This window comes from Bacteroides sp. AR29, from assembly GCF_900217715.1.
In the GTDB taxonomy this organism is placed as follows: Bacteria; Bacteroidota; Bacteroidia; order Bacteroidales; family Bacteroidaceae; genus Bacteroides; species Bacteroides uniformis.
Genome location: NZ_OBMS01000014.1, coordinates 49,636 through 75,683, shown reverse-complemented (window position 1 = coordinate 75,683; position 26,048 = coordinate 49,636). Strand labels below are relative to the sequence as shown.

At 47.3% G+C, this 26,048-nt stretch carries 20 protein-coding genes; 10 read left to right on the top strand and 10 right to left on the bottom strand.

The window, feature by feature from the left end; genetic code table 11:
- Positions 1 to 175 precede the first annotated feature (175 nt).
- The 3 genes from nagB to CSD97_RS10680 form a co-directional block, all read right to left on the bottom strand.
- Entirely contained in the window at positions 176 to 988 is an 813-nt protein-coding gene (gene nagB, locus CSD97_RS10690; protein WP_098032376.1) for a glucosamine-6-phosphate deaminase, read from the bottom strand.
- Between the two features lie 43 nt (positions 989 to 1,031).
- Positions 1,032 to 2,231 (bottom strand): FprA family A-type flavoprotein, encoded by a 1,200-nt coding sequence (locus CSD97_RS10685; RefSeq protein WP_016274104.1) that lies wholly within the window; start codon positions 2,229 to 2,231, stop codon positions 1,032 to 1,034.
- Positions 2,232 to 2,293: 62 nt separating this feature from the next.
- A complete protein-coding gene (locus CSD97_RS10680; protein ID WP_098032375.1) occupies positions 2,294 to 3,223 on the bottom strand; it encodes a TIGR01212 family radical SAM protein in 930 nt (309 codons plus the stop codon).
- 315 nt (positions 3,224 to 3,538) lie between these two features.
- Between CSD97_RS10680 and CSD97_RS10675 the strand changes: the two genes are divergently transcribed.
- The 6 genes from CSD97_RS10675 to CSD97_RS10650 all read left to right on the top strand — a co-directional run bounded on the left by CSD97_RS10675 (position 3,539) and on the right by CSD97_RS10650 (position 10,896).
- Positions 3,539 to 4,498, top strand: a complete 960-nt coding sequence (locus CSD97_RS10675) for an ROK family protein (protein WP_005823887.1) — start codon at positions 3,539 to 3,541, stop codon at positions 4,496 to 4,498.
- Positions 4,491 to 5,642 carry an MFS transporter gene (locus CSD97_RS10670; RefSeq protein WP_016274106.1) on the top strand — a complete coding sequence of 384 codons (1,152 nt, stop codon included), beginning with the start codon at positions 4,491 to 4,493 and terminating at the stop codon, positions 5,640 to 5,642. Before CSD97_RS10675 ends, CSD97_RS10670 begins: the two co-directional genes overlap by 8 nt.
- A 31-nt stretch (positions 5,643 to 5,673) precedes the next feature.
- The gene (locus tag CSD97_RS10665; protein WP_005823892.1) at positions 5,674 to 6,435 is read left to right on the top strand and encodes a sugar isomerase domain-containing protein; all 762 of its coding nucleotides are present in this window, start codon (positions 5,674 to 5,676) and stop codon (positions 6,433 to 6,435) included.
- Positions 6,436 to 6,636: 201 nt separating this feature from the next.
- Positions 6,637 to 8,850 (top strand): S9 family peptidase, encoded by a 2,214-nt coding sequence (locus CSD97_RS10660; protein WP_098032374.1) that lies wholly within the window; start codon positions 6,637 to 6,639, stop codon positions 8,848 to 8,850.
- Positions 8,850 to 9,731, top strand: coding sequence for a lipoyl synthase (gene lipA, locus CSD97_RS10655; RefSeq protein ID WP_005835250.1), 882 nt, complete (start codon positions 8,850 to 8,852; stop codon positions 9,729 to 9,731). Before CSD97_RS10660 ends, lipA begins: the two co-directional genes overlap by 1 nt.
- A gap of 46 nt (positions 9,732 to 9,777) precedes the next feature.
- A complete protein-coding gene (locus CSD97_RS10650) occupies positions 9,778 to 10,896 on the top strand; it encodes a hypothetical protein (protein ID WP_098032373.1) in 1,119 nt (372 codons plus the stop codon).
- Here the strand turns inward: CSD97_RS10650 and CSD97_RS10645 are convergent.
- The gene (locus tag CSD97_RS10645) at positions 10,862 to 11,566 is read right to left on the bottom strand and encodes an SAM-dependent methyltransferase (RefSeq protein WP_005835246.1); all 705 of its coding nucleotides are present in this window, start codon (positions 11,564 to 11,566) and stop codon (positions 10,862 to 10,864) included. The two genes, CSD97_RS10650 and CSD97_RS10645, sit on opposite strands and share 35 nt — an antisense overlap.
- Positions 11,566 to 12,423: an enoyl-ACP reductase gene (locus CSD97_RS10640; RefSeq protein ID WP_005835244.1), complete on the bottom strand. Its 858-nt coding sequence runs from the start codon at positions 12,421 to 12,423 to the stop codon at positions 11,566 to 11,568. The genes CSD97_RS10645 and CSD97_RS10640 overlap by 1 nt, the downstream gene beginning before the upstream one ends.
- 383 nt (positions 12,424 to 12,806) lie before the next feature.
- On the opposite strand from CSD97_RS10640, the gene CSD97_RS10630 reads away from it, so the two are divergent.
- Positions 12,807 to 13,460, top strand: coding sequence for an HAD family hydrolase (locus CSD97_RS10630; protein ID WP_057097230.1), 654 nt, complete (start codon positions 12,807 to 12,809; stop codon positions 13,458 to 13,460).
- Between the two features lie 153 nt (positions 13,461 to 13,613).
- Here the strand turns inward: CSD97_RS10630 and CSD97_RS10625 are convergent, their stop codons facing one another.
- The 5 genes from CSD97_RS10625 to CSD97_RS10605 form a co-directional block, all read right to left on the bottom strand.
- A complete protein-coding gene (locus tag CSD97_RS10625) occupies positions 13,614 to 14,777 on the bottom strand; it encodes a metallophosphoesterase (RefSeq protein WP_016274111.1) in 1,164 nt (387 codons plus the stop codon).
- 18 nt (positions 14,778 to 14,795) lie between these two features.
- Positions 14,796 to 16,262, bottom strand: a complete 1,467-nt coding sequence (locus CSD97_RS10620) for a RagB/SusD family nutrient uptake outer membrane protein (RefSeq protein WP_098032372.1) — start codon at positions 16,260 to 16,262, stop codon at positions 14,796 to 14,798.
- 20 nt (positions 16,263 to 16,282) lie between these two features.
- Complete coding sequence (locus CSD97_RS10615) at positions 16,283 to 19,639, bottom strand: TonB-dependent receptor (protein WP_057088548.1); 3,357 nt, start codon at positions 19,637 to 19,639, stop codon at positions 16,283 to 16,285.
- An 18-nt stretch (positions 19,640 to 19,657) separates the two neighbouring features.
- Positions 19,658 to 20,833 carry a FecR family protein gene (locus CSD97_RS10610; protein ID WP_022402340.1) on the bottom strand — a complete coding sequence of 392 codons (1,176 nt, stop codon included), beginning with the start codon at positions 20,831 to 20,833 and terminating at the stop codon, positions 19,658 to 19,660.
- 104 nt (positions 20,834 to 20,937) lie between these two features.
- Entirely contained in the window at positions 20,938 to 21,504 is a 567-nt protein-coding gene (locus tag CSD97_RS10605) for an RNA polymerase sigma-70 factor (RefSeq protein WP_005823929.1), read from the bottom strand.
- Between the two features lie 467 nt (positions 21,505 to 21,971).
- Between CSD97_RS10605 and CSD97_RS10600 the strand changes: the two genes are divergently transcribed.
- The 3 genes from CSD97_RS10600 (at position 21,972) to CSD97_RS10590 (ending at position 25,979) form a co-directional block, all read left to right on the top strand.
- Entirely contained in the window at positions 21,972 to 23,363 is a 1,392-nt protein-coding gene (locus CSD97_RS10600; RefSeq protein ID WP_005823931.1) for a PTS sugar transporter subunit IIC, read from the top strand.
- Between the two features lie 27 nt (positions 23,364 to 23,390).
- Complete coding sequence (kduI, locus tag CSD97_RS10595) at positions 23,391 to 24,347, top strand: 5-dehydro-4-deoxy-D-glucuronate isomerase (RefSeq protein ID WP_005835232.1); 957 nt, start codon at positions 23,391 to 23,393, stop codon at positions 24,345 to 24,347.
- 141 nt (positions 24,348 to 24,488) lie between these two features.
- Positions 24,489 to 25,979 (top strand): MFS transporter, encoded by a 1,491-nt coding sequence (locus CSD97_RS10590; RefSeq protein WP_098032371.1) that lies wholly within the window; start codon positions 24,489 to 24,491, stop codon positions 25,977 to 25,979.
- The last annotated feature ends 69 nt before the right edge of the window (positions 25,980 to 26,048 follow it).

Below are 26,048 nucleotides of genomic sequence, written 5' to 3'. Positions count from 1 at the left end.
ACGCCCTGTCCTGAAAACAGTCAACCAAAATCAGGAGAACAAAAAGGGTGAGGGCAAAATTTGCCCTCACCCTTTTAAATTGCTCTCACTCACCCCTGAAACACCGATGAACAAGCAGATGCAGACAAGCGGTGAGGGTGGTGAGGGTGGAATTGCAAAACTTTTATTAGTTTGCTTATTTCAGCAAGCTTTCCGCATCCAGGTGCTCTGCCTCAATATCCTTGAAGTAGCGGTAAGTACCCACCTTCAATTCTTCGGTGGCCGCATCGTCACAAACGATGATACCCTTTTCGTGCATCTGCAAGGCGCTGATAGTCCACATCTGCATCACGGGACCCTCGACTGCATGATAGAGGGCACGTGCCTTGTTGTGTCCGTTTACGATAATCATTACCTCGCGGGCGCTAAGCACAGTACCGACACCGACGGTCAGGGCAGTCTTGGGCACCTTGTTCACGTCGTTGTCAAAGAAACGGGAGTTGGCAATGATGGTATCGGTAGTCAATGTCTTCTGGCGGGTGCGTGACGAAAGGGAAGAACCCGGCTCGTTGAAAGCGATATGTCCGTCGGGACCGATACCGCCCATGAAGAGGTCGATGCCGCCGTAGGACTTGATTTTCTCTTCATAGCGTGCACACTCGGCATCCAGGTCGGCAGCGTTGCCGTTCAGGATATTGGTGTTCTCCGGCTTGATGTCTATATGGCTGAAGAAGTTGTTCCACATAAAGGAATAGTAGCTTTCGGGATGTTCCTCGGGCAAACCTACATACTCGTCCATATTGAAAGTCACTACGTTCTGAAAAGACACGATGCCTTTCTTGTTCAGGTCGATAAGTTCCTTGTACATGCCCAACGGAGAAGAACCGGTGGGGCATCCCAATACAAAAGGTTTTTCAGGTGTCGGATTAGCGGCCTTGATCTTGGCAGCCACATAATGTGCAGCCCACTTTGACACGGATTGATAATCCGGTTGAATGATTAGTCTCATTGTGATTGTTTTATTAGGTTAATAAATTAGGGGTAATTTTCAACTACTTCCTATCCTTCTTCAAACGCTCTGCCATGGCACGTGCCAGGTTTTCGCATTGTTCGTAAGTAATGTCCTTCATGGCCTGCTTCATCTCTACCGGGTCGCCCACAATCTCGAACTTGCTCTTTTCGGCAAACTCGCCCATGCGCTTCACGGCGGCACCCGCCCAGCAGAAGGAGCCGAAGTATCCCAGATAGCGTCCCTTCACTTCGCGTACCAGAATCTTGGAGAGCAAGGATTCTATCTCAGGATAAATCTGGTTGCTGTAGGTGGGGCTGCCGATGATAAGTCCGCGATACTTGAATATGTCGGCAATGATATAAGAAGGATTGCTCTTGCTCACATTGTGCATCACGATGTTCCTGATGCCCTGTGCAGAAAGTTCCGCCGCAATGGCTTCCGCCATCTGCTCCGTGTTGCCGTACATGGAACCGTAAGCAATGACCACACCTTCGTCAGCGGCGTAGCGGCTCAACTTGTCGTAGATGCCGATAACCTTGGCTATGTTTTCCGTCCACACCGGCCCGTGCGTGGAGCAGATGGTGGAAATGGGCAGACCGCCCAGCTTGGCAAGCGCCTTCTGCACCGGAGAGCCGTACTTGCCCACGATGTTGGAATAGTAACGCACCATCTCGTCCCAGTATCTGTCCAGATTGATGCGCGTATCCAGGAACCCGCCGTCCAACGTACCGAAACAGCCGAAGCCGTCACCGGCGAAAAGGACTCCTTCCGTTTCGTCAAAAGTCATCATCGTCTCGGGCCAGTGCACCATCGGGGTCATATAGAAACGGAGCTTATGATGCCCCAAAGCCAGAAAATCCTCGTCCTTCACCATGTACTGTTCGCCCGTCACGCCATAAAAGCCCTCTATCATGCCGAAGGTCTGCTTGTTGCCCACGATGATGATGTCGGGATAATGCTGCTTTATCAGGCGGATAGAGCCCGAATGGTCCGGCTCCATATGGTTGATGATGAGATACTGGATGGGGCGCTCGCCGATAATGCTCTTTATCTTGCGCAGATACACCTCGAAGTAGCAGATGTCTACCGTATCGACCAAAGCGACCGTCTCATCATCTATCAGGTAAGAGTTGTAGGAAACCCCGTACGGCAACGGCCACATGCCTTCAAACAAATGCTTATTGCGGTCATTCACTCCCACGTAGTGGATTTTTCCTTTTATCACTGTTTTTGGGTTCATAACTGTATCTTTATTTAGATTGATTCCACATTTAAAGTTGCGGCAAAAATAATTCTTTTTTCTCACATTTCATACTTCTTTCCCTGATATGCACCGAGTTCTTTCATTCTTTTTTGAACCCGGTGATTAAATTCATAATTTTTTAGTCCCCAGTCGGGTGCAATGAGTAGTTCCTTGGGAGACTGGGAAACGAAACGCTCCAGTACCAAGTCCGACCGCAGATGCTCGATATAGTCTATCACGAGGTCGATATATTCGTCCACACCGAACAGATGGAAATCTTCGGGATGCTGCCGGTACTCCAGAGCCATACGGGTGCCCCTTATCAGTTGCAGCTGATGCATCTTCAGGGTAGTGAGCGGCAGACGGGACAGTACGCCGGCTTGTGCCACGATGTTTTCGTGCGTCTCGCCCGGCAGTCCGAGGATGACATGCCCACCGGTCAGGATTCCGCGCGAAGCGGTTCTTTCCACCGCATCAGCGGCGGCATGGAAAGTATGCCCGCGGTTGATGCGGCAAAGTGTCTTGTCGTCGGTACTCTCTATGCCGTACTCCACTAAAAGGAATGTATGCCGGTTCATCTCCTCCAGATAGTCCAGCAGGCTGTCGGGCATACAGTCCGGACGGGTGCCGATAACCAGGCCCACCACTCCGTCTGCCGACAAGGCCTCCTCGTATTTCCGCTTCAGGTCTTCCAATTCACCATACGTATTGGTATAGGCCTGGAAATAGGCGAGATACTTCATTTCCGGATATTTGTGTGCAAAGAACTGCTTGCCTTCTTCCAGCTGGCGGGTAATGGATTTCTCCGTACGGCAATAATCGGGGTTGAAGGTCTGGTTGTTGCAATAGGTGCAACCGCCGACTCCTTTGTTTCCATCCCGGTTGGGGCACGTAAAACCGGCATTCAGCGATATTTTCTGTACCTTATAGGGAAAATATCGCTTCAGAAAAAAAGGGAACTCATTATAGAGCGTAGATTTGGTTTCCATACATATTCCTTATGTAAGTGGCAAATATAGGATTTTTCCGTGGGATGAACCTGCAAAAACAAGAATACTTTCCACCCGATTTGTTAACGAACATAAAACAAAGAAATTCCACCTGCACTAAAAAATGTTTCATCCACTGATATACAACTAATTAATTGAGAAAGAGTACATCCAAGCGCAATTACATTAAACACAATTTAGTGATTAGACACTCTTTTTACACACAATTTCCTCAGTTTATACACCTCAAGAATGAAATAAATTCATAGCTTTGCATACAACCTTAATGAATCAACCTATAAATACTATAACACCATGGCAACAATCGCATTGGACATAGGCGGCACCAAAATAGCCAGCGCCATTTTCTTTCCGGACGGAAGCATGATGTTTAACCGCAAACGGCTCCTGAAAGGAAGAACCGGTCACGAAGTGGGCAAGCTCGCCGCGGATATCCTCGCCAAACTTCTTACCGTAGCACGCAGAAGCCGTATACACGTCGACGGAATAGGTGTCTGCATCCCCGGTATCGTTTACTCCCAAACCAACCGGGTATGGGCCCCCAACATACCGGGCTGGGACAACTACCCCCTCTATGAGGAGCTGCGCAGTGTAACGCCTCCGGGCATCGAGATATACATCGACAGCGACCGTACCTGCTATATGTATGGAGAGATGTGGCAAGGTGCCGCCAAAGAATGTCACAGTGCCATATTCATTGCCGTGGGAACCGGTATCGGTGCCGGCATCATCATCGACGGGCACGTGTTGCACGGAGCCAACGACATTATCGGCGCCACCGGCTGGATGGCCCTGCAACCTCCCTACCGGGAAGAGTATGACGCATGCGGATGTTTCGAATATTACGCTTCCGGCAATGGTATCGGGGCACGGGTACGCGATGCCGTACGCGCCAACAAGGCATACAAAGGAAAACTGCGCCAGAAACCCATCTGCCGCATATCGGCCTATGATGTGTTCAGTGCCTATAATGAAAAAGACCCTATTGCCATCTCCGTATTGCACAAAGCCGTCGAGATGTGGGGCATGGCTTCCGCAAATCTGGTCAGCCTGCTCAACCCGCAGAAGATAATTTGGGGCGGAGGCGTATTCGGCCCTGCCGGTATCTTTATAGATGACATTTACAAGGAAGCCTGCAAATGGGCGCAACCGCTCAGCATCAAGCAGGTGGAATTTGTACCTTCTCAGTTGTCCGGTAATGCCGGACTGATAGGAGCAGCGTTTCTTGCCATCAAAAATCACTTGTATGAGTAACAGTTATCACAAGAATCTCGTATTCACGGCAGCGTGCATCGGGATGTGTTTCTTCGGAGTCTCCATGATTACATTGGGAGCAGTGTTGCCATCCCTCATAGCCAAGCTGAATCTGAGCGGGTTGCAGACAACCTCACTGGTCACTTTCCTGCCTCTGGGCATGCTGGCCGGTTCCCTGATTTTCGGTCCCATCGTAGACCGGTTCGGACATAAAGCCCTGCTGGTGCCCAGCTGCATCATCGTACTGCTGGGGATGGAAGGGCTTGCCTTCTTTGAAAGCGTGCCACTGCTGCAAGCTTCCATCGTCGGCATCGGCCTGGGCGGAGGCATCCTCAACGGAGAAACCAATGCATTGGTATCCGACATCTCAGGAGAATCCGAAAAAGGCTCACGCCTCAGTTTTCTGGGCATGTTCTACGGACTGGGCGCATTGGGCATACCGATGTTGCTGGGCTCCCTTTCCAGGCATTATTCATTCGAAACCATCTTGCTGGGAATTGGCGTAGTGATGCTTGCGGGCATTATATTCTGTATCCCCGTACGCTTCCCCGCCCCTAAGCAGGCGCAAGGTTTCCCGGTAAAAGAGGGATTGGGACTGCTGAAAGAAAGCAGCTTACTGCTACTCAGCTTCATTCTTTTTTTCCAAAGCGGCATCGAGGGTGTCTGCAACAACTGGTCCACGAGTTACTTTGGGCAGATGACGGATATTCCGGCCAATCAGGCATTGATTGCACTGACCTGCATGGTAGCGGGACTGACCGTAGCACGTATGATGCAAGTTGCGATATTCAAGAAGATAAAACCGGAAACCGTGCTGCCCTACAGCCTTACGCTCACTGCCATAGGATTCTGTTTCCTTATGTTCTCGCCGGGTTTTGCACGTGCGGCAGTCGGCATGGTGCTGGTAGGTATGGGGCTGTCGGCCACGTATCCCGTGATACTCAGCATTCTTGGAAGCCGGTACCCGTCCTTATCGGGAACAGCATTCAGCGTGGCGCTTGCCATAGCCCTCATTGGCCAGACTGCAATGAACGGCCTGATGGGAATGGTTTCCCAATACACCAATGGCATCGGACTTTATCCTTATCTGATGATTGCCTCACTTGCCGTCATGCTCCTTTTGTATAAACGCTCACTCAAATAAATTTATTAACTTCTTAAAAAACAAAAAAGTTATGTTAGCACTCGAATGGTTAAAGAATGCCCATGGCATTATGGAAAAACTGGAGGCTACCCAGTTGGAAAACATCAAAAAAGCAGCCACTGTTATGGCAGATTCCATCGAAGCCGGTCGTTGGGTCCACACGTTTGGTTGCGGCCACGCAACAATTCCCGTAGAAGAAATGTATCCGCGTATCGGCAGCTTTGTAGGATTCCACCCGCTTTGCGAATTGCCTCTGACATTCTTCACGCAGATTATCGGCCAGATGGGTATTCATCAGTTCCTCTTCCTGGAACGGGCAGAAGGCTACGGCCAGGAAATCATGAAGAACTATGATTTTGATTCCAAAGACTGCATGTGGATTTTCTCACATACCGGTATCAATGCCGTCAATATAGACATGGCATTGGAAGCCAAGAAGCGCGGCATGAAAGTTATCGTATACGGTTCAGCCAGCGAAACGGGCGACAAGGCCAGCCGCCACTCCAGCGGAAAGAACCTCTTCCAGTTGGCAGATATCGTAGTGGATTCCTGCGTTCCCCTGGTAGACGCCTCCGTACCTTTGAAGAACCACTTCGACAAGGTAGGTCCGTTGTCTACATTGAGTTTCGTCACCATGGTATGGATGACCATCACTACCGTTGCCGAAATCCTTGCCGACCGTGGCGTACACTTGTACATCCATCCGTCGCACAACGTTCCGGGTGACACAACCGCCCACGAACGACTGGATGCAGCCATTGCAGAATATCAAAGAAAAGTCAAGTGCTTGTAACGAAAGATATTCCAATCATCATCTCATCCAATCATCATCCATGAGTGACGGAGGCCCGTCCCTGCTTCGCCCCCAAGGAGCAGGACGGGCTTTTTCTGTTCAAAAAGAATAAAATCGGCCCACTGCTTCGATAAATCTTCCCTTTGTTGTATATTTGTTCCCCAGAAAAAATAGGGAAACAGATAAGCATAAAAGATAGATATGAAACAGATAAGCATCGCACTTCTCCTCTGCCTCTGTACGCTGGCAGGTTTCGCCCAAAATGGCAAGGCGCTCGATTTGAAAGAAATCGTATCGGGCAAGTTCACTCCGAAGAACATTTCCGGCGTTATCCCCATCCCGGGAGACGGGGAACATTATTCGCAAATGAATGCGGACAGGACACAAATCATCAAATACTCCTTCAAAACGGGAAAACCCGTGGAAGTGCTGTTTGATGCCGCTACCGCACGCGAATGCACGTTCAAGACATTCGACAGCTACAGCTTTGCTCCGGACGGCAGCAAGCTGCTCATTGCCACCGAAACAACTCCCATCTACCGCCATTCCTATACGGCTGTGCATTACATCTACAGCCTGAAGCGCAATCTGGACGGTAAAATCAACAACATTGTGGAAAAGCTTTCGGACGGCGGCCCGCAACAGGTGCCCGTATTTTCACCGGACGGCAATCAGGTGGCTTTCGTACGCGACAACAACATCTTCCTTGTAAAACTGCTCTACGGCAACAGCGAAAGCCAGGTGACGGAAGACGGGAAACAGAACGAGGTGCTGAACGGCATCCCCGACTGGGTTTACGAAGAGGAGTTCTCCTTCAACCGTGCGCTGGAATTCAGTGCCGACAGCCAGATGCTGGCTTTCATCCGCTTCGACGAGAAAGATGTTCCCTCCTACTCTTTCCCTCTTTTTGCCGGACAAGCCCCCCACTTCACCCCTTTCGAGAAGTATCCGGGAGAGTATACTTACAAATATCCTAAAACGGGAGAAGTAAATTCCAAAGTGTCCGTACACACCTTCGATATCAAGTCGAAAGTGACCCGCAAGATAAACGTGCCGGTAGATGCAGACGGCTATATTCCCCGCATCCGCTTTACCCAAGACCCCAACAAGCTTGCCGTCATGACACTGAACCGCCATCAGAACCGGTTCGACCTATACTTTGCCGACCCTCGCAGCACGGTAGCCAAACTGGCTCTGCGTGATGAAAGCGATACCTATATCCGCGAGAATGTATTCGACAACATCGTCTTCTATCCGGAAAATTTCAGCTTTGTCAGCGAAAAGAGCGGATACAACCATCTGTACTGGTATAGCATAGGTGGCAATCTGCTGAAACAAGTGACAGCCGGACCATATGAAGTGCAGGAGTTCCTGGGTTATGATCCCGAAGAAGGAAGCTTCTACTTCAGCAGCAACGAGGAAAGCCCCATGCGCAGTGCCATCTACAAGATTGACCGGAAAGGTAAAAAGACCAGGCTATCGTCACAAGCCGGAACAAACAGTGCGCAGTTCAGTGCGAACATGAAGTACTATATGAACCGTTATTCCAATCTGGACACTCCGACCGTCATTACGCTGAACGACAATACGGGCAAGACTCTTGCCACCTTGATGGACAATGCGGCATTGAAGCAGGATATCAGCGGCTATGACATGCCACGGAAGGAATTCTTCACTTTCCAGACTTCCGACGGAACCACATTGAATGGCTGGATGATGAAACCTGCCGACTTCTCTGCCGGCAAGAAATACCCGGTACTGATGTACCAGTACAGCGGCCCCGGTTCACAGCAAGTGCTTGACAAGTTCAGTGTAAGCTGGGAAACCTACATGGCATCACAAGGCTATATCGTGGTTTGCGTAGACGGGCGTGGCACCGGAGGACGGGGTGCCGAATTCGCCAAATGCACCTATCTGAACCTGGGTATCAAGGAAGCCAAAGACCAGGTGGAAACCGCCCTCTACATGGGCAACCAGCCTTATGTGGACAAAAACCGCATCGGAATCTGGGGATGGAGTTACGGTGGATACATGACCATTATGAGTATGAGTGAAGGAACACCGGTATTCAAGGCCGGAGTAGCCGTAGCTGCCGTTACCGACTGGAACTACTACGACACCGTTTATGGCGAACGCTTTATGCGCACACCGAAAGAAAACGCCGAAGGCTATAAGGCCAGTTCCACCTTTACCCGTGCCGACAAGCTTCACGGCAACCTGCTGCTGGTACACGGCATGGCAGACGACAATGTACACTTCCAGAACTGTGCCGAATATGCCGAACAACTGGTACAACTCGGCAAACAGTTCGATATGCAGGTTTACACCAACCGCAACCACAGTATCTACGGAGGAAATACCCGGTTACACCTATACACGCGGTTGACCAACTTCTTCAACAAAGAATTGAAATAATGCCCGAAAGAGTACGTAAGCCTGAGTGGCTCAAAATAAGCATCGGTGCCAACGAGCGCTATACCGAGACCAAACGCATTGTCGAATCGCATTGCCTACATACCATCTGTAGCAGCGGCCGTTGCCCCAATATGGGGGAATGTTGGGGGAAAGGCACCGCAACCTTCATGATTGGGGGAAATATCTGCACCCGGTGCTGTAAGTTCTGCAACACGGCAAGCGGGAAGCCCTTGCCACTGGATGCCGATGAGCCTACACATGTGGCAGAGTCCATTGCCTTGATGAAACTCTCCCATGCAGTCGTCACCTCCGTAGACCGTGACGACCTGCCCGACTTAGGCGCGTCGCACTGGGTACGTACCATCCGGGAAATCAAGCGGCTCAACCCTGACACCACCGTCGAAGTGCTGATTCCCGACTTCCAGGGAAGAAAGGAACTCGTGGCACAAGTCATCGATGCACAACCGGAAATCATTTCGCACAACATGGAGACTGTCCGTCGTATCAGCCCCCTCGTACGCAGTGCCGCCAAGTATGAAACAAGCCTGGAAGTGTTGCGGCAAATTGCAGAAAGCAATACTACCACCAAGTCCGGCATTATGGTGGGATTGGGCGAGACTCCGGAAGAAGTGGAAGAACTGATGGACGACCTTCGCCGGGTGGGCTGCCACATACTGACCATAGGGCAATACCTTCAACCCACACACAAACATTATCCGGTAGCAGCATATATTACTCCCAAACAATTTGCACTCTACAGAGAGAAAGGATTGGAAAAAGGGTTTCAGCAAGTGGAAAGCGCTCCATTGGTACGCTCCTCTTATCATGCGGAAAAACAGATCCATTTTATACAAAAAAGAAGTAAAATAGGAAACATTTAAATTTCCCAGTTGTTATGATGTAAACGACAAAATCATAATACGGATAATGAGCCATCAAAGAATTCTATCATCAAGATTCAATATGTCGCTGGGATTCATCCCCGTTATAATATCCATCATATTATGCGAGTTTATAACGCAGGACATGTCCATCTACATCGGTGCAGGTGTAGGACTCTTGTTTAGCATCTATTCGGTGAGGCATAGAGGAACGCATGTTCCGCAAATCATACTTTACTGTACTACCGGAATGTTACTGCTATTATCGGTAACAACCCTATTCCTCGTAAACTATTGTCCCCGTTTCATGCTTCCGTTCACGCTGGAAATCAGCGCCATCATCCCCCCGTTCATCATCTACCTCAATAGGAGAAGATTTCTGGACTACCACATGTCCCAGACACAGAAATGCTGTAAGCAGCTTTTTGCACAAGGGGCAGAAGCCGCCATCGTATCCGCACGCGTGATCCTTATCATAAGCCTGCTGCATTTTCTGATTATCTTCCTTGCTATTTTAATCAGCCATCCTTTGGGAAGCACCACACGCTATATTCTATTCCATGTAGCTCCCCCCCTCGTCTTCATTTCAGGCATTCTGTTCAACCAGTTCGGTATCTTCTATTTCAATATAGTGATGAACCACACGGTTTTCGTACCGATAGTCAACACCAAAGGAGATGTCATGGGGAAAGCCATCGCCTCAGAAGCCATCAACCGGAAAAACGACTATATCAATCCGGTCATCCGGATTGCCGTTGCCTCACACGGCATGCTGTTTCTCCTCCCCCGCCCCAAATGCAACGTTTTCGAGAAAGACAAAATCGACTTGCTGATGGAGGGTTACCTGATATATGGAGAAACATTGGAACAAGGTGCACACAGAATTTTACGGCAAACGCTTCCCACCGCCCCATTAGACCATCTGCACTTCAACTTCATGTATCATTTTGAGAATGAAGCCACCAACCGCCTGGTCTATCTCTTCACGCTAGACCTGGACGATGACTCCATCTTATGCAATAAGAATTTCAAGGGCGGAAAACTATGGACGTTCCAGCAAATGGAACACAACCTGGGACGGAACTTCTTCAGCAGTTGCCTGGAATATGAATTCGAGCACCTGGAAGCTATTATTTATACAAGAGAAAAATACAAGGAATCTTAGAAAGGTCGGGGGTCTTGCCCTGCCACTCCCTCACTGTCTTGGTTTTGATATACTCCCCTTCACAAGTAATGTTCGCCGCAATGCAGAGCTTGGTCTGCGGACGGCAGTTATGAAGAATATCCTCTATCATCTTATTATTGCGGTAAGGCGTTTCAATGAAAAGTTGGGTCTGGTGTTCATTGTAGACGCGTTGTTCCAGCATTTTCAGCTTTTTGGCACGCTCTGCCGGTTCTATGGGAAGATAACCGTGGAAGGCAAAGCTCTGTCCGTTGAAGCCGGAACCCATGACAGAGAGGATAATGGAAGAGGGTCCCACCAAGGGGACCACTCTTAAGTTTTTCCGTTGTGCAATAGCCACTACGTCCGCTCCCGGGTCGGCCACAGCCGGACAACCGGCTTCGGAGATTACGCCCATCGGCTGCCCCTCCACCAGCGGCTTCAGATAGCCGGAGATGTCTTCGGGCGACGTATGCTTGTTCAACGTATAGAATGTCAGCGCATCAATATCTATTCCCTTGTCCACCTTCTTCAGAAACCGGCGTGCCGAACGCACATCCTCCACGATGAAATGGCGGATTCCCAGTATTATCTCCTTGTTATAAGGAGGCAACACCGTTTCAATGGGCGTATCGCCCAAGGTGACCGGCAAAAGATAAAGTGCGAGTTCCATTAGCCGTAGATGATATTTCCGTTTTCGTCCTTATACTCATCCAGTCCCTTCTCGTAAGTAGCCATGGCGCGAAGACTCATACCTACGCTGGAGAAACCTCCATCGTGGAACAAGTTCTGCATGGTGACCTTGCGGGTGAGGTCGGAGAACATGACGATACAGTAATCGGCACACTCATCGGCAGAAGCATTGCCGAGTGGAGACATGCGGTTGGCAAAGTCGAACAACTTGTCCATACCCTTCACACCGGAACCGGCAGTGGTCATCGTGGGAGACTGGGAAATGGTGTTGACACGTACATGGTGTTCGCGTCCGTAGATGTAACCGAAACTGCGGGCGATGGATTCCAGCAGTGCCTTGGCATCTGCCATATCGTTGTAACCGTAGAACGTACGTTGCGCAGCCACATAACTCAGAGCCAGGATTGAACCGTAGTCGGCAATGGCGTTGAGCTTCTTGGCAGCTTGTATCATCTTGTGGAAAGAGACAGCGGAAATATCCAGCGTCTTTTCCAACATATCGTAATCCAAATCATCATATGTACGTTTCTTACGCACATTGGGAGACATGCCAATGGAGTGCAGCACAAAGTCGACCGGGCCACCCAATACTTCCATAGAGCGTTTGAATACATTTTCCAAATCTTCTACACTTGTAGCATCTGCGGGAATCACCTCGCAGTTCAGTTTCTCCGAAAGAGCGGACACTTCGCCCATACGGACGGCAACCGGCGTATTCGACAAAGTGATGGCTGCACCTTCTTCTACTGCTTTTTCTGCTACTTTCCAGGCAATGGACTGCTCATTCAGAGCACCGAAAATAATGCCTCTTTTTCCTTTCAACAAATTGTAACTCATACCTATTTTTAGTAAAATTCGGCTGCAAAGATAGGAAGTTTTTGCATAAAAAGCCCGAAAGTGTGCAAAGAAAAGGGAAGAACGGCAAAAAATACACCGATCACCCACTGCAAAACTACTGCAACGCTTGTGCAGTGCCACTGCAATACAGTTGCAGTCACGCTGCAAAGCAGTTGCAGTATCACTGCAAACATATTTGCAGTAACGCTGCACTCCATCTGCAGTACTACTGCAAAACGCATGCAGCAGGAATGCAGTAATAATGCACTGATTATCAGCCCAGGGCTTCCTATTCTGCAAATACCTGATGAAACCCGAGACAGCATTTGAACATGAGCGCAAAAAGCCTTATATTTGCAGCAAACTAAAAAATAGAGAAAGCAATGAAGAAGTTGATTATATTTGACCTGGACGGAACTTTATTGAATACAATAGCCGATTTGGCACAAAGTACAAACCATGCCCTGCAAGCGCTCGGCTATCCCACTCACCCGGAATCGGACTATAACTTCATGGTTGGCAACGGAATCAACAAACTGTTCGAGCGCGCCCTCCCGAAAGGGGAAAAGAGCGAAGAAAACGTCCTGCGCGTCCGCAAGGAGTTTGTGCCTTATTATGACGTGCACAATGCTGATAAAAGCCGCCCTTACCCCGGCATCCCCGAACTGCTGGAACAGTTGCAGGAGAAAGGGATGATATTGGCAGTGGCTTCCAACAAATATCAATCGGCTACCGTGAAACTGATTTCACACTATTTCCCCCACATACGTTTTACCGCTGTCTTCGGACAACGGGAAGGGGTCAACGTGAAGCCCGACCCGACAGTGGTGCATGACATTCTGGACATCACCCGGATATCCCGTGAAGACGTGCTATATGTGGGAGACTCCGGAGTGGATATGCAGACGGCCGCCAATGCCGGAGTCACTGCCTGCGGAGTCACCTGGGGATTCCGTCCCCGCACAGAACTGGAAGAGTTTCATCCGGCACATATCGTAGACAATGCTACGGACATTGCCGTTATCGCCGATCTTTGAGAGGGCACTCCCTCCCCCGGCTATCCGAGAGCGCATATTTACATTATGATATTTTTTAGGCGCGGATTACGCGAAAAACGCGGAGTTTTTCTTTGTCTCTCCGTGAAATCCACGTACTTCCACGCCTAAAAAATAATCAGAAAGAAAACAGCCTCAGAACAATTTCCGCATCGTTCCTTTATCTCCCACCACAAGATAGGTATTCCCGTCAATCAGTAAAGCGCGCCCACGTTTCTTCTTTCGGTTTTCCTCGTTATCCACATTCACTCCAATCACCCGTCCATCATAGAAAGTGGAAATGTCCTTAAAGATGGTATGCCCCACAATGATATGTTCGACGTCATAACGTTTCAACATCAGTTGCAGGGAGTCTTGTGCCAATGGATGGTATTTTGCATCTGTCCGTACCAATCCACGATACCAGATAGGGCCGCTATTACCATATAGGAAAGCCGTGAGAGGCGATAGAGCCTTACGTTCCTTCTTGCTCATGAACAATGCACGGCTCATTTCCTCATTCACTGTGGGAATATTCAAGTCACGGTCATAAAACTCCTTTCCCAAACCTGCATGCACATACAGATTAGGTCCGATGGTCTGCATCGTATTACGGGTACCAAGCCATTTGCCAAGTTCTGTGTCCGGACCGAACAATGCCGGATAATCCATACCCAGTTTTCGGGCCAATGTCTTGTACTTTTCTTTGGTATAACGCAAATCATTTGCCGTCACAAGCGGTTCATGGTTACCCAACAGAAACGAGACATGACCACCTGCATCCGCCGCCTCCTTCTCCAATTTATAGAACAGCCAAAATATCTGCGGCACATCTTTGCCACGGTCAAATATATCACCGATAACCACCAGATGGTTGGTTCCAAAACTCCAATGGTAGTCTTTATCAATGACATTGTTGCCTCGCAGCAAGCTCATCACGCAATTCAACTTGCCATGGGGGTCAGACATCACAAACACTTTATCCGGTTGTCTGTATTGCCATTCCGGACGTTTGACCGGATGCAGCTTCACATCAAACGGATAACGCCCTTTGTGGTCCGTGACATGAAGGGTGAAATCCTGAGGAAGCACCGTATAAGTCGTATCTTCTATCTGCCCTTGGGCTGTAACGCTTATGACGCGCACCTTGCCGTCCGGTTCATAAATCACATAAGGTCCGTCTGCCGACAATTCCTCCTTCTTCTCCTTATCCTTCTTCTTACCGTCTAAACCAAGAGTTCCGGCACTTAGGCCGGAACTGATGAAGGTTAGAATAAATACAGTAAAAAAAGACTTTACAATAGTAGTCTGATACTTCATATTCTCGCTTTTTTGGAATTAATCACCATAAGTCGGATTCTGCTGCATATTCGGATTGGAATTCATCTCTGCCTTAGGAATGGGCAATACTACACGATAATAGTTCCAATCAAAAGATACGCTCTCATCCACCATCTTCAGATGTGAAGTCTCGGCTATTTCCGGGAATTCCTTGGTCGACTCCTTGCGCACGATAGTCTGATGATTACGAAGGGCGTCGAAGAAACGGTGTCCTTCACCGAACAACTCTTTACGGCGTTCCAACAGAACATCATCCAACGTCACCGTCTTACCCTGCACGGTCTTTTCCGGATTGGCACGGCTGACAATAGCATCTAGATACTTTACAGCCTTGTCATTGTTATTGAGCTTTACAGCCGCTTCGGCAGCAATCAGATAAAGTTCGGACAGACGAAGTACCGGAATATTGGAATCTTCCACAGCCTTGCCGCTCTGCGGCTGATACTTGGCTATGTAAGCTCTCTTTGTCTTAGGAACAACCGTATATGCCTGATTTCTGACATCATCCGGATCTTCCTGCATCAGTTCATAGAAAGAACTGGTCAGGCAATAATCATCATAACCCGCCTGCCAGCAAAGGTAAGCCACACTTTCTTTGCCAACGCCGTCCACTGTCAGATTCACCAACTCAAACAAGACTTCTCCCGGATCGGAAGAGGCAAAATCAGTTCCCCATATCGTGCCATACTCATCATTGGTCCACAAACGGTACTTATTCTTTTCCGCTCCCGCAATGGCAGCTTCAGCCGTAATCAAGGCATTCTGATTATCTTCCATATACAAATAGGCTCTACTCAGCAACAGCATTGCCGCCCACTTATTAATCTTACCCTTGTTGAATTCTTCATCCAGCAGGTCAGCACCTTCCTTCAAATCCTTGATGATTGCCTCATAACACTGGGCAACGGTATTGCGCGACGGCTTGTTTTCCGTATTGGATACTTCGGTCACAATAGGCACTCCCAAAGAAGTTCCTCCATCCTTGGCATACGGATAGCCGAAGAAACGGGTCAGGTCGAACAAGGCAAATCCACGGAGAGCCAAGGTCTGGCCTTTCAGGTCGTTGAAGTATTCCGTATCATCCTCACTGACATCCAATCCGTCTATTTGAGACAAAATGATATTACAATTCTGGATAATCTTATAGGCATAAGACCAGTGGGAAGACGGACCGGAATCCTTTGTATAGTCCAGCATATAGTAGCTGGTGGTACGCTTTCCGGTCTTTATGGACTGCGCATCGTCACCCGTCACGTCTCCGTAATAAATCATACGGCCCGAGTAATAGTTGGTACTGCGCATCACGTCGTAGATACCGTTCAAGCTATATTCCACATCATCCAAATTCTGTATGGCGGTTTCAGTCGGAATCTTTGTACTGGATTCAACATCAAGCCAGTCATTGCCACAGGAGGCGGTCAGGCTGACCAACATCCCCATCATCATATATTTTAATGCTTTCATTGTGTTTCTTTATTATGAGGTTAGAAATTCAAATTAAGACCGAAAGTTACTGTTTTCAAAGGAGGTGTTCCCCAGCCGGCTGTACCTGCACTGACTGATTCCGGATCATAGAAATCGTAAGCCGCCCAAGTCCACAAGTTGTTGGCAGATGCGTAAAGGCGCAGGCTGTTTACGCCGATTTTCCGGGTCCATGTTTTAGGAACGGTCACACCGAAAGTCAACGTTTTCAAACGGATAAAGTCCGTGCTGTGCAAGCGGCGGGTAGTGGTAACGCCATTCATGGCTACCGCCGGCTTCTCTATAAACACTTCATATTTACTGATATCTCCCGGTTGCTTCCAATTGTCACGATAATAGGCCGGAATATTAAGAGTAAAGTCCTTGCCGCCATGTTCTGTTTTCTGTGCCCAGTTATCATATCCATAAGCACCGAACTGATAAGAGAACATGAAGCTCAAATCGAACCACTTGTAACGCAAAGTATTAGAGAGACCACCGGTCACATTGGGCTCGGCATGTTTCTTCAGAGGAATGGCTTTGGCATCCTTGTTATTCTCTGTGATTTCCTTGATATAGTTTCCATTCTCGTCCACGTCGTTGGTATAGAACTGAGGTGCACCGGTCTCGGGGTTGATTCCGGCAAATTCTATCATGTAGAATGTACGGTAGGACTTGCCAATCATGTGAATCTGCGAGCCGCTGATAATCTGGGTCTGTTCGCCGTCCAGTTTCACAATCTTATTCTTGTTGTGCGAAAGGGTGAAAGAGGTAGACCAGTCAAAGTCTTTGGACACAATGTTCTTGGAATTGATTTCCAATTCCACACCCTGGTTCTTCACCTCACCGATATTCATCAGATAGGAACTGAAACCGGTAGTCATAGATACGGGACAGTCCATCAAAAGGTTCTTAGTGGTACGGGTATAGTACTCCAAAGTGAAGTTCAAACGGCTGAAGAAGCCGAAGTCCAGACCGATATTCAAGTTGTAATTCGTTTCCCATTCCAAATCCCTATTTTCAATCTGCGACTGAATCAATGCGGGATTCTCCATATAGCCGCCACTAAGGCTCGTCAAGCCCATATAGCCGTATAAGTCGGAGGGCAACGTACCATTCACACCGTAGGATGCACGGAGTTTCAAATCGGTCAGCCATTTGGACGTGGGTTTCATGAAATCCTCTTCGATAATACGCCATGCTCCTGAAACAGACCAGAAACTTCCCCAGCGATTATCTCTGTGCAAGCGTGAACTGCCATCCATACGATAGCTCCCACCCAGATAATACTTGTTCTTGTAGTCATAGTTGAGACGGGTGATGTAAGAAACCATTCTTGACCTCTTGGAAGAACCATCTATGCTCTCCAAAGTCTGCCCGTTGGCAATGTCATTCTTTATCGGAGTCAGGAAGTTAGTAGCATATCCCGACAAGAAATCATTGTACTTGGAATCGATTTCATATCCGACAAGGGCATCTAAATTGTGGTCCTTTTGGATAGTAGTCTTGTAAGTCAACTGGTTTGACCATACCAACTTGTTATATTCACTATATGCCTTTTCGGCTCCACCATTATTCTTCTCACCGTCGGAGGTACGGGAGTCTTTCCATTCTTTACCCTTACTGATGTTATAGTCATAGCTCAAAATAGACTTTAACTTCAAGTCCTTGATAAATTCATATTCGGCATTAATCGTATTGAACATACGGGTAACATACTCACGCTGGTAATTGTACTCCTGGGCAAGAACGGGATTTCTTCTTGACAACGAAATCAAGTCCTGGTTATAGCTTCCATCTTCATTGTAAACCGGATCTGAAGGCGTCAATTTGCTTACGCTGGAGTAGAAAGGAGCAGTATAACCGGTTCCTTCACTATATACATCCTGATTCAGATTGGTAAACATGATGTTGGCACCGAATTTCAATTTATCCGTAGCCTGAAAATCAACATTCAAACGTCCGGTAATTCTTTCCAGCCCCGATGTTTTTACAATACCTTCTTGGTTGAGATAGGACAATGAAGAATAGTATTTGAATTTGTCGGTTCCTCCGGATATGGAAGCCTCATAACTGGAATGGCTTCCTTTCTTGAACAGATAATCTCCCCAATCCGTATAGCCGCACCAGGGAACCGGAGCATATTTGTCGATATTCTTATCAGCATAAGCTATGGCATCCGCATCCGATTTGCCGCTGCGCTGTTGTCCAAGCACCATACCATTGTATATGTATTCGCGACGTTCTGCTCCGCTTAAAGTAGGACGATAATCCATAGCAAAGTCACTGAATCCCCAATCGGCTTTCAAACTGATAGAAGCCTTACCGGTTTTACCTTTCTTCGTCGTAATCAGAACCACACCATTCGCAGCGCGCGAACCGTAGAGTGATGCAGCAGCGGCATCCTTGATAATCGTAATATTCTCAATATCCGAAGTGTTGACGGTTGACATGGCATCCAGACCACCATCCGAACTGATGGAGTTTATCGAACCGGAAGTAACGGGCACTCCATCAATAACATACAGCGGAGAGTTGGAGGCATTGAAAGAGCCCATACCACGAATACTCAAAGAAGCTGAAGAACCCGGCTGGCCGGAAGCAGAAGTAAACTGTACACCCGTAGCATTTCCCTGCAACAAATCCTGGAAAGAAACGGAAGGCACATCGGCAATCTTTTCATTCTTCACACTGGCAGCCGAACCCGCATAAGCAGATTTCTTGAATGTACCGTAACCAGTTACAACCACCTCTTCCATCATATTTGCATCCGGCACCAATACAATCTTCAATATCTTACCCGAAGTAGCTTTCACTTCCTGACGAACATAGCCGACATAAGAGACAAGCAAGGTAGCCGATGCATGCTCCACCTTGATAGAGAAACCTCCATTCAAATCGGTAATCTGACCGTTTGTAGTACCTTTGACCAAAACATTGGCTCCAATGACGGGCTCACCGGTCTCATCCACCACTGTTCCGGAAATAACATTAGCTTGTTCTACTGCCTTCACAGCATTCACTTCATTGGCTGGACGGATAGCAATGGCCCCGTCTTTTACGACATAAGCCAATCCGCTATTCTTAAGACATTCATCCAGCACTGCTGCGATTTTTCCATTCGTGACCCTCAAATTACGTACCTTGACATTCTTTACGTCATTTGTACTATAAATGAAAGTAAAATCCGTCTGGCGTTGAATTTCCCATAACACGTCACTTAAAGTGGCGTCCTGCACATTTACAGTAACTGTTGTCTGGGCAAACGCCGTATTGGCAGCCTGCACAAAGCCAATCATAATAAAACTGAAAAACAGGAATGTAATCCACATACGTTTACTACCTTCCCAAAACCTGGTGTAGCTCTGTTCCTTAGTCATAATTAAATTATTAAATGGTTATTTATAGAATATAATAGTTTTACCGTTGATTTTGACATGTATGTTTTCCGTCGCTTCCAGTAGCTCAAGGAAAGGAGCTATTTCCTCATAACGGTTCACATAGCAACCGAAACGCAGGTTCTTTAACGCTTCGTCTGAATAGTCCACTTCAATATTATACCACCTTGAAAGGATTCTCATAATATCTTCCAGCCGTTGATCTTTAAAATTGATTTTTCCCTTCACCCATGATGTATAGAAGGCAGTATCTACTGTACGCACTTGTATATTCCCGCTCCCGGGAATTAATGATGCCTGCTGTGAAGGTTTTAAGACAAGACTCTGTCCCTCCCCGGTGTCCACCTTAACAGAACCACTGACAAGAGTCGCCTGATATTCTTCACCCGGATAGGCCGAAATATTGAAAGTTGTTCCCAACACCTCAATCTGCATACCTTGAGTCGATACAGTGAAGGGATGACCGGTCTTATTTACTTCAAAATAAGCTTCTCCCGCCAATTCCACTTCCCGCTTCCCAGCTTCGAAAGTAAGCGGAAAACGTAGACTGCTCATTGAATTCAGATGTACTTTTGTACCATCATTCAGAACAAGTGTATACTCACCGCCTTGAGGCACTTCAACTTTATTATATACCAAAGCTGACTGCACAACCTGCCCGTCTGCAGCGCTGTAGTTCAAGGTCGTTGAATCTATCTGTATTTGTTTACCAGCCAACTGCAACTGCCGCCCATCGGCATTCTCATCCAGATAAACCGTTTCCCCATTATCCAATGTAAGAATAGCTTTGGCTCCACCCGGCAGTATTTGCTGGGCAGCCAATAATTGATTGCCATCCATGACATGGGGTACAGAAATATCCTGAAGTGCAAAAACCAATATCAGCACTGGTGCAATAAAAAGAGCAACGTACCGTAACAGTTTCAAATGTCTCCTTCTGAGCTCCATCCTCTTGATACGTGTTTCGACACCTTTCCATCCAGCCTGCGAATCAAACTCCATTTTACGAATTTCGTGCTGTACATAATGTTCATCACTACAAATCTTTTGGAAAAGCTGCTCATGGCTTTTGCTCTCTTTGCGCCATTTATCCAAAAAACGGCTTTCTTCCGGTGTTACTTCACCGGATAGGTGCCTGGAAATAAGATGAGCTATATGAAAGTACTCTTTTATCATAATTTGGCATGTTTTAGTCTATCTTTAATGATAATACAAGCCAAAATGAAAACATGGTGAATCGATAAAGACTTTTTTTTGAAAAAATAGAAAAAAATGTGCTTTTAGATAAATAACAGAAGGCAATAATAATAATCGGTAAGGAATGCACGAAGCTTTTTATAAGCCACTTTTTTAAGAGTATGTACCGTTTCGGGAGAGACATTGAGACGCTCTGCTATTTCTGCATTCTTTTTGCCTTCCAAAGCCAACTGCATGATGGCTCTCATTTGGGTAGGAAGTTTCTCTATAGCTTCTGACAGAATCCGGAAAGTCTCTTCTTCCACAATCGCATCACGAAAAAAAGCATCTGCTTTTTTGGCTATAATCTTTTGCTCGTATTCATGAGCTACCTTCGAATGCTCAAGTTCGTTCAAGGCATGGTTACGTACGGCCGTATAAAGAAAAGCTTTCACCTGATGAAGATAAAAGAAATCGTCTCTTATCTGCCACAACTTGGCAAATACGTCTTGTACTATATCTGCTGACATATCCGCATCCTCCATGTATTGGAACGCGAAAGAACAAAGCGCCGCATAATATTCCTTAAAAATATTATGAAACTCTTGCTCATCCAGCTTAATGCTTACAACAGAGTGGGATTTATCCTTTTTTATCAGATTTAGCGCCATATTTATGCTTTTCGGGCGCTAATATAGTTAAATTTTCAGAATATAACCAATATAACTATCAATCCTCTAAATCTTTTCCCCATAAATCAATATCGGATGGAGCTTTCCATAAGCTCCATCCGACCAATAGTCCTATTGCCAATAAAAAAATCAAATATATCATTATAGTCCGGTTTGTTTCAATGTCTTATAATAACACAGTAAACTGGATTAAAGTTCACTCCACCCAAAATTGTTGTTTTTCCTATGTATACTTTTCAATGCAGAGAGTGTATTATTTGGTTTTCGTGTACGAAAACGAGCAATTTTGTGCACGATAACGACCAATTTCGTCCAAAATTGTCCCATTTACTAAATAATTATGCTTTTCGAGTTTGATTAATTGAGAAAAGGTCTTATTTTTGACCCGGTTTTTAATTCATACTATTGCAAAAACAAACTCAATTACCTAATTAAATCACAAGAGAATGGAACAAGTTTTCGGCTATATCATCGGCTTAGGAGCAGCAGTGATGATGCCTATAATCTTTACAATTTTGGGAGTATGCATCGGCATCAAATTCAGTAAGGCGCTAAAGAGTGGTCTGCTGGTAGGTGTCGGTTTCGTAGGTCTGTCAGTTGTCACTGCGCTGTTGACCAGCAGCCTCGGTCCTGCTCTGAGCCAAGTCGTTGAAATTTACGGTCTTCAGTTGAAAGTATTCGATATGGGATGGCCTGCAGCTGCGGCTGTAGCCTATAACACATCGGTGGGTGCATTCATCATTCCGGTATGTTTGGGAGTAAATCTTCTGATGTTATTAACGAAAACGACCCGTACGGTCAATATCGACCTTTGGAACTACTGGCATTTCGCATTTATCGGCGCAGTCGTTTATTTTGCCAGCGACAATATCTGGTGGGGTTTCTTCGCCGCTATTATCTGCTACATCATTACCCTGATTATGGCCGACTATACCGCCGACAAATTCCAGGGATTCTACGACAAGATGGAGGGTATCTCCATTCCCCAGCCTTTCTGCGCAGGTTTCGTTCCATTTGCCGTAGTCATCAATAAAGCATTGGACAAAATCCCCGGTTTTGACAAATTGAACATTGATGCGGAAGGCATGAAGAAGAAATTCGGTTTGCTGGGTGAGCCTCTGTTCCTGGGTATTCTGGTCGGTTGCGGTATCGGTGCTTTGTCTTGCAAGAACGGTCAGGAACTGGTAGACAAGATACCTTATATATTAGGTTTGGGTATCAAGATGGGCGCCGTAATGGAGCTGATTCCGCGTATCACCGCTTTGTTCATCGAAGGCTTGAAGCCTATTTCTGATGCTACCCGCGAGCTGATTGCCAAGAAGTTCAAAGGTGCTGTCGGCCTGAACATCGGTATGAGCCCCGCATTGGTTATCGGCCATCCTGCAACGCTGGTGGTTTCCCTGCTGCTGATTCCCGTAACCATACTGCTGGCTGTCATCCTGCCGGGTAACCAGTTCCTGCCTCTGGCGTCGCTGGCCGGAATGTTCTACCTCTTCCCGCTGGTACTGCCCATCACGAAAGGAAATGTAGTAAAGACGTTCATCATCGGACTCGTTGTACTGACCATCGGTCTTTATTTCGTAACAGACCTCGCCCCCTATTTCACACAAGCAGCCCACGATGTATACGAGAAGACACAAGATGCTGCCGTGAATATCCCCGCCGGCTTTGAAGGCGGTGCACTGGACTTTGCATCCAGCCCCTTTGCTTGGGTCATTTTCCACCTGACCTACTCGTTGAAATGGATAGGCTCCGGTATCCTTGTATTATGCACATTGTTCCTGATGATTATGAACCGTCGTGCCATTATCAAATACCAGAAATCAATCAAAAATTAAAAGTTAAAAATTAAATAGTAACAAATTATGAAAAAGTTAGTACTTGCATTTATGATGGGAGCAGTTGCCATGGCAGCCAATGCCCAAGTGAATTACAAAGTGCAGACCGCCTGCCATCCGCAGGACGTGAAGCATTATGACACGGAACTTCTACGCAGCAGATTCATGATGGACAAAGTCATGGCTCCGGATGAAATCAACGTAACCTACACCCTCTACGACCGATTGATTTACGGTGGCGCCATGCCGGTGAACAAGACATTGAAGTTGGAAGTGTTCCGTGAACTGGGTCCGGAAATCACTTACTTCCTCGAACGCCGCGAACTGGGTGTCATCAATACCGGCGGTGACGGAGTGGTTACTGTAGACGGTAAGGAATACCCCATGAAGTATAAGGAAGCCCTTTACGTAGGCTGCGGAAATAAGGAAGTAACTTTCAAGAGCAACGACGCTACCAATCCCGCCAAGTTCTACATCAACTCGGCTCCGGCCTACAAGCCCTATGTTACTCAGCTGATTACCACCGATGCCAAGCTTCAGAAAGCCAACCCCAAGAAATATGCACTGGGCATCTCCGACCATTATGGAAAAATGGAAGACAGCAACGACCGTATCGTAAACCAGCTGATTGTGAAAGATGTACTGGAAAGAGTGAAAGACGGCGGTACCAACCAGTTGCAGATGGGACTCACGGAACTGGCTCCCGGCTCTGTATGGAATACCATGCCTGCCCACACGCACACTCGCCGCATGGAAGCTTACTACTACTTCAACCTGAAACCCGGCAACGCTATCTGTCACCTGATGGGCGAACCGCAGGAAGAACGTTTGATATGGCTGCACAACGAACAAGCCATCACTTCTCCCGAATGGTCCATCCACGCTGCTGCCGGAACCAGCAACTATACTTTCATCTGGGGTATGGGCGGTGAAAACCTGAAATACAGCGACAAAGACGAAATCAAATACATCGATATGAAATAAAGTTGCCCTGCAACGTCCGATAGGCATGGACTTAAATAATCCATGCCTATTTTTGTCATTTTCTACATCCTTTTTACTCAATATTACACCTCGAACAACACACAAACCCCTACATTTGCATCAAAATATAAATCTATTATCATGAGTACATTTCAAAACACCGCAGGGCGGATGACCAATTACCGTTGGATTATCTGCGCCATGCTATTCTTCGCGACAACCGTCAACTACCTCGACCGCCAGGTTCTTTCATTGACCTGGAAAGATTTCATCTCCCCCGAATTCCACTGGACCGATACACACTACGGCTACATCACAGCTATCTTTTCCATTGTCTATGCCTTAGGCAATCTGTTTGCCGGACGTTTCATCGACTGGATGGGAACGAAAAAAGGGTATTTATGGGCCATTGCCGTATGGTCTATCGGCGCTTGTATGCACGCCCTCTGCGGACTTGCCACAGAAATGACCCTCGGCATTGAAAATGCCGCCAACATGATTAGCGCTACCGGTGCATTGGCCTCTACCATAGCCATCACCAGCGTTTACTACTTCATTGCCGCCCGTATCATACTGGGCATCGGTGAAGTAGGAAACTTTCCTGCCGCCATCAAGGTGACTGCCGAATATTTTCCAAAGAAAGACCGTGCCTTCTCCACTTCCATATTCAATGCCGGCTCTACCATCGGAGCACTGATAGCCCCATTGTGTATCCCCACCCTGGCCCGCTACTTCCAACGCATGGGCGTGGGCAACGGCTGGGAAATGGCTTTTATCGTTATCGGCGGATTGGGTTTCATCTGGATGGGACTGTGGATATTCATGTACAAGAAACCTGATGAAAATCCACACGTAAACGCAGCTGAGCTGGCATATATAGAACAAGACAAAGACAATGAGGAGGATAAAAAGGCGACTACTCCGACAACCAAGGATGAAAAGAGCATTTCTTTCCTGCAATGTTTCAAATATCCGCAAACCTGGGCTGTATTTTTCGGCAAATTCATGACTGACGGTGTATGGTGGTTCTTCCTCTTCTGGGCACCCGCATACATTTCGGACGTTTACGGATTCTCCTCAGATACTCCCACGGCACAGATGCTTATCTTTGTGCTCTATGCCATCACGATGTTGTCCGTCTATGGCGGGAAATTGCCCACCATCATTATCAACAAAACCGGTAAGAACCCCTACGCCGCACGCATGCAGGCCATGTTCATCTTTGCACTGTTCCCGCTATTGGCATTGTTTGCACAGCCATTGGGCAACAAGGAAGTATTTGGCGAACAAGCCTATTGGTTCCCGATTATCATCATAGGTATTGCAGGCGCTGCCCATCAGTCCTGGTCGGCCAACATCTATTCTGTGGTAGGTGATATGTTTCCCAAGAGCACCATTGCCACCATTGTGGGAATCGGAGGTATGGCGGGCGGTATCAGCTCATTCCTTATCAACATGAGTTCCGGTTTGCTGTTCGACTATGCCGACAAGACACAAATGGTATTTCTTGGATTCCAGGGCAAGCCTGCCGGATATTTCATCATCTTCTGTGTATGTGCAGTGTCCTACCTGATAGGCTGGTGCATCATGAAGGCACTGGTTCCGAAGTACAAACCGATTATAGTGGACTAATCAGAAGTCTCTATATAGATATTCAGAATCATGCGGAGTTTGCAAACTGCATTACATGCCTTGCAAACT

Coding starts and splice junctions, on each gene's coding strand:
- CSD97_RS10600 (WP_005823931.1), top strand. CDS start 21,972: ATGGAACAAGTTTTCGGCTATATCATCGGCTTAGGAGCAGCAGTGATG.
- kduI (WP_005835232.1), top strand. CDS start 23,391: ATGAAAAAGTTAGTACTTGCATTTATGATGGGAGCAGTTGCCATGGCA.
- CSD97_RS10610 (WP_022402340.1), bottom strand. CDS start 20,833: ATGATAAAAGAGTACTTTCATATAGCTCATCTTATTTCCAGGCACCTA.
- CSD97_RS10665 (WP_005823892.1), top strand. CDS start 5,674: ATGTTAGCACTCGAATGGTTAAAGAATGCCCATGGCATTATGGAAAAA.
- CSD97_RS10650 (WP_098032373.1), top strand. CDS start 9,778: ATGAGCCATCAAAGAATTCTATCATCAAGATTCAATATGTCGCTGGGA.
- CSD97_RS10590 (WP_098032371.1), top strand. CDS start 24,489: ATGAGTACATTTCAAAACACCGCAGGGCGGATGACCAATTACCGTTGG.
- CSD97_RS10620 (WP_098032372.1), bottom strand. CDS start 16,262: ATGAAAGCATTAAAATATATGATGATGGGGATGTTGGTCAGCCTGACC.
- CSD97_RS10680 (WP_098032375.1), bottom strand. CDS start 3,223: ATGGAAACCAAATCTACGCTCTATAATGAGTTCCCTTTTTTTCTGAAG.
- lipA (WP_005835250.1), top strand. CDS start 8,850: ATGCCCGAAAGAGTACGTAAGCCTGAGTGGCTCAAAATAAGCATCGGT.
- CSD97_RS10630 (WP_057097230.1), top strand. CDS start 12,807: ATGAAGAAGTTGATTATATTTGACCTGGACGGAACTTTATTGAATACA.
- CSD97_RS10625 (WP_016274111.1), bottom strand. CDS start 14,777: ATGAAGTATCAGACTACTATTGTAAAGTCTTTTTTTACTGTATTTATT.
- CSD97_RS10685 (WP_016274104.1), bottom strand. CDS start 2,231: ATGAACCCAAAAACAGTGATAAAAGGAAAAATCCACTACGTGGGAGTG.
- CSD97_RS10660 (WP_098032374.1), top strand. CDS start 6,637: ATGAAACAGATAAGCATCGCACTTCTCCTCTGCCTCTGTACGCTGGCA.
- CSD97_RS10605 (WP_005823929.1), bottom strand. CDS start 21,504: ATGGCGCTAAATCTGATAAAAAAGGATAAATCCCACTCTGTTGTAAGC.
- CSD97_RS10670 (WP_016274106.1), top strand. CDS start 4,491: ATGAGTAACAGTTATCACAAGAATCTCGTATTCACGGCAGCGTGCATC.
- nagB (WP_098032376.1), bottom strand. CDS start 988: ATGAGACTAATCATTCAACCGGATTATCAATCCGTGTCAAAGTGGGCT.
- CSD97_RS10675 (WP_005823887.1), top strand. CDS start 3,539: ATGGCAACAATCGCATTGGACATAGGCGGCACCAAAATAGCCAGCGCC.
- CSD97_RS10640 (WP_005835244.1), bottom strand. CDS start 12,423: ATGAGTTACAATTTGTTGAAAGGAAAAAGAGGCATTATTTTCGGTGCT.
- CSD97_RS10645 (WP_005835246.1), bottom strand. CDS start 11,566: ATGGAACTCGCACTTTATCTTTTGCCGGTCACCTTGGGCGATACGCCC.
- CSD97_RS10615 (WP_057088548.1), bottom strand. CDS start 19,639: ATGACTAAGGAACAGAGCTACACCAGGTTTTGGGAAGGTAGTAAACGT.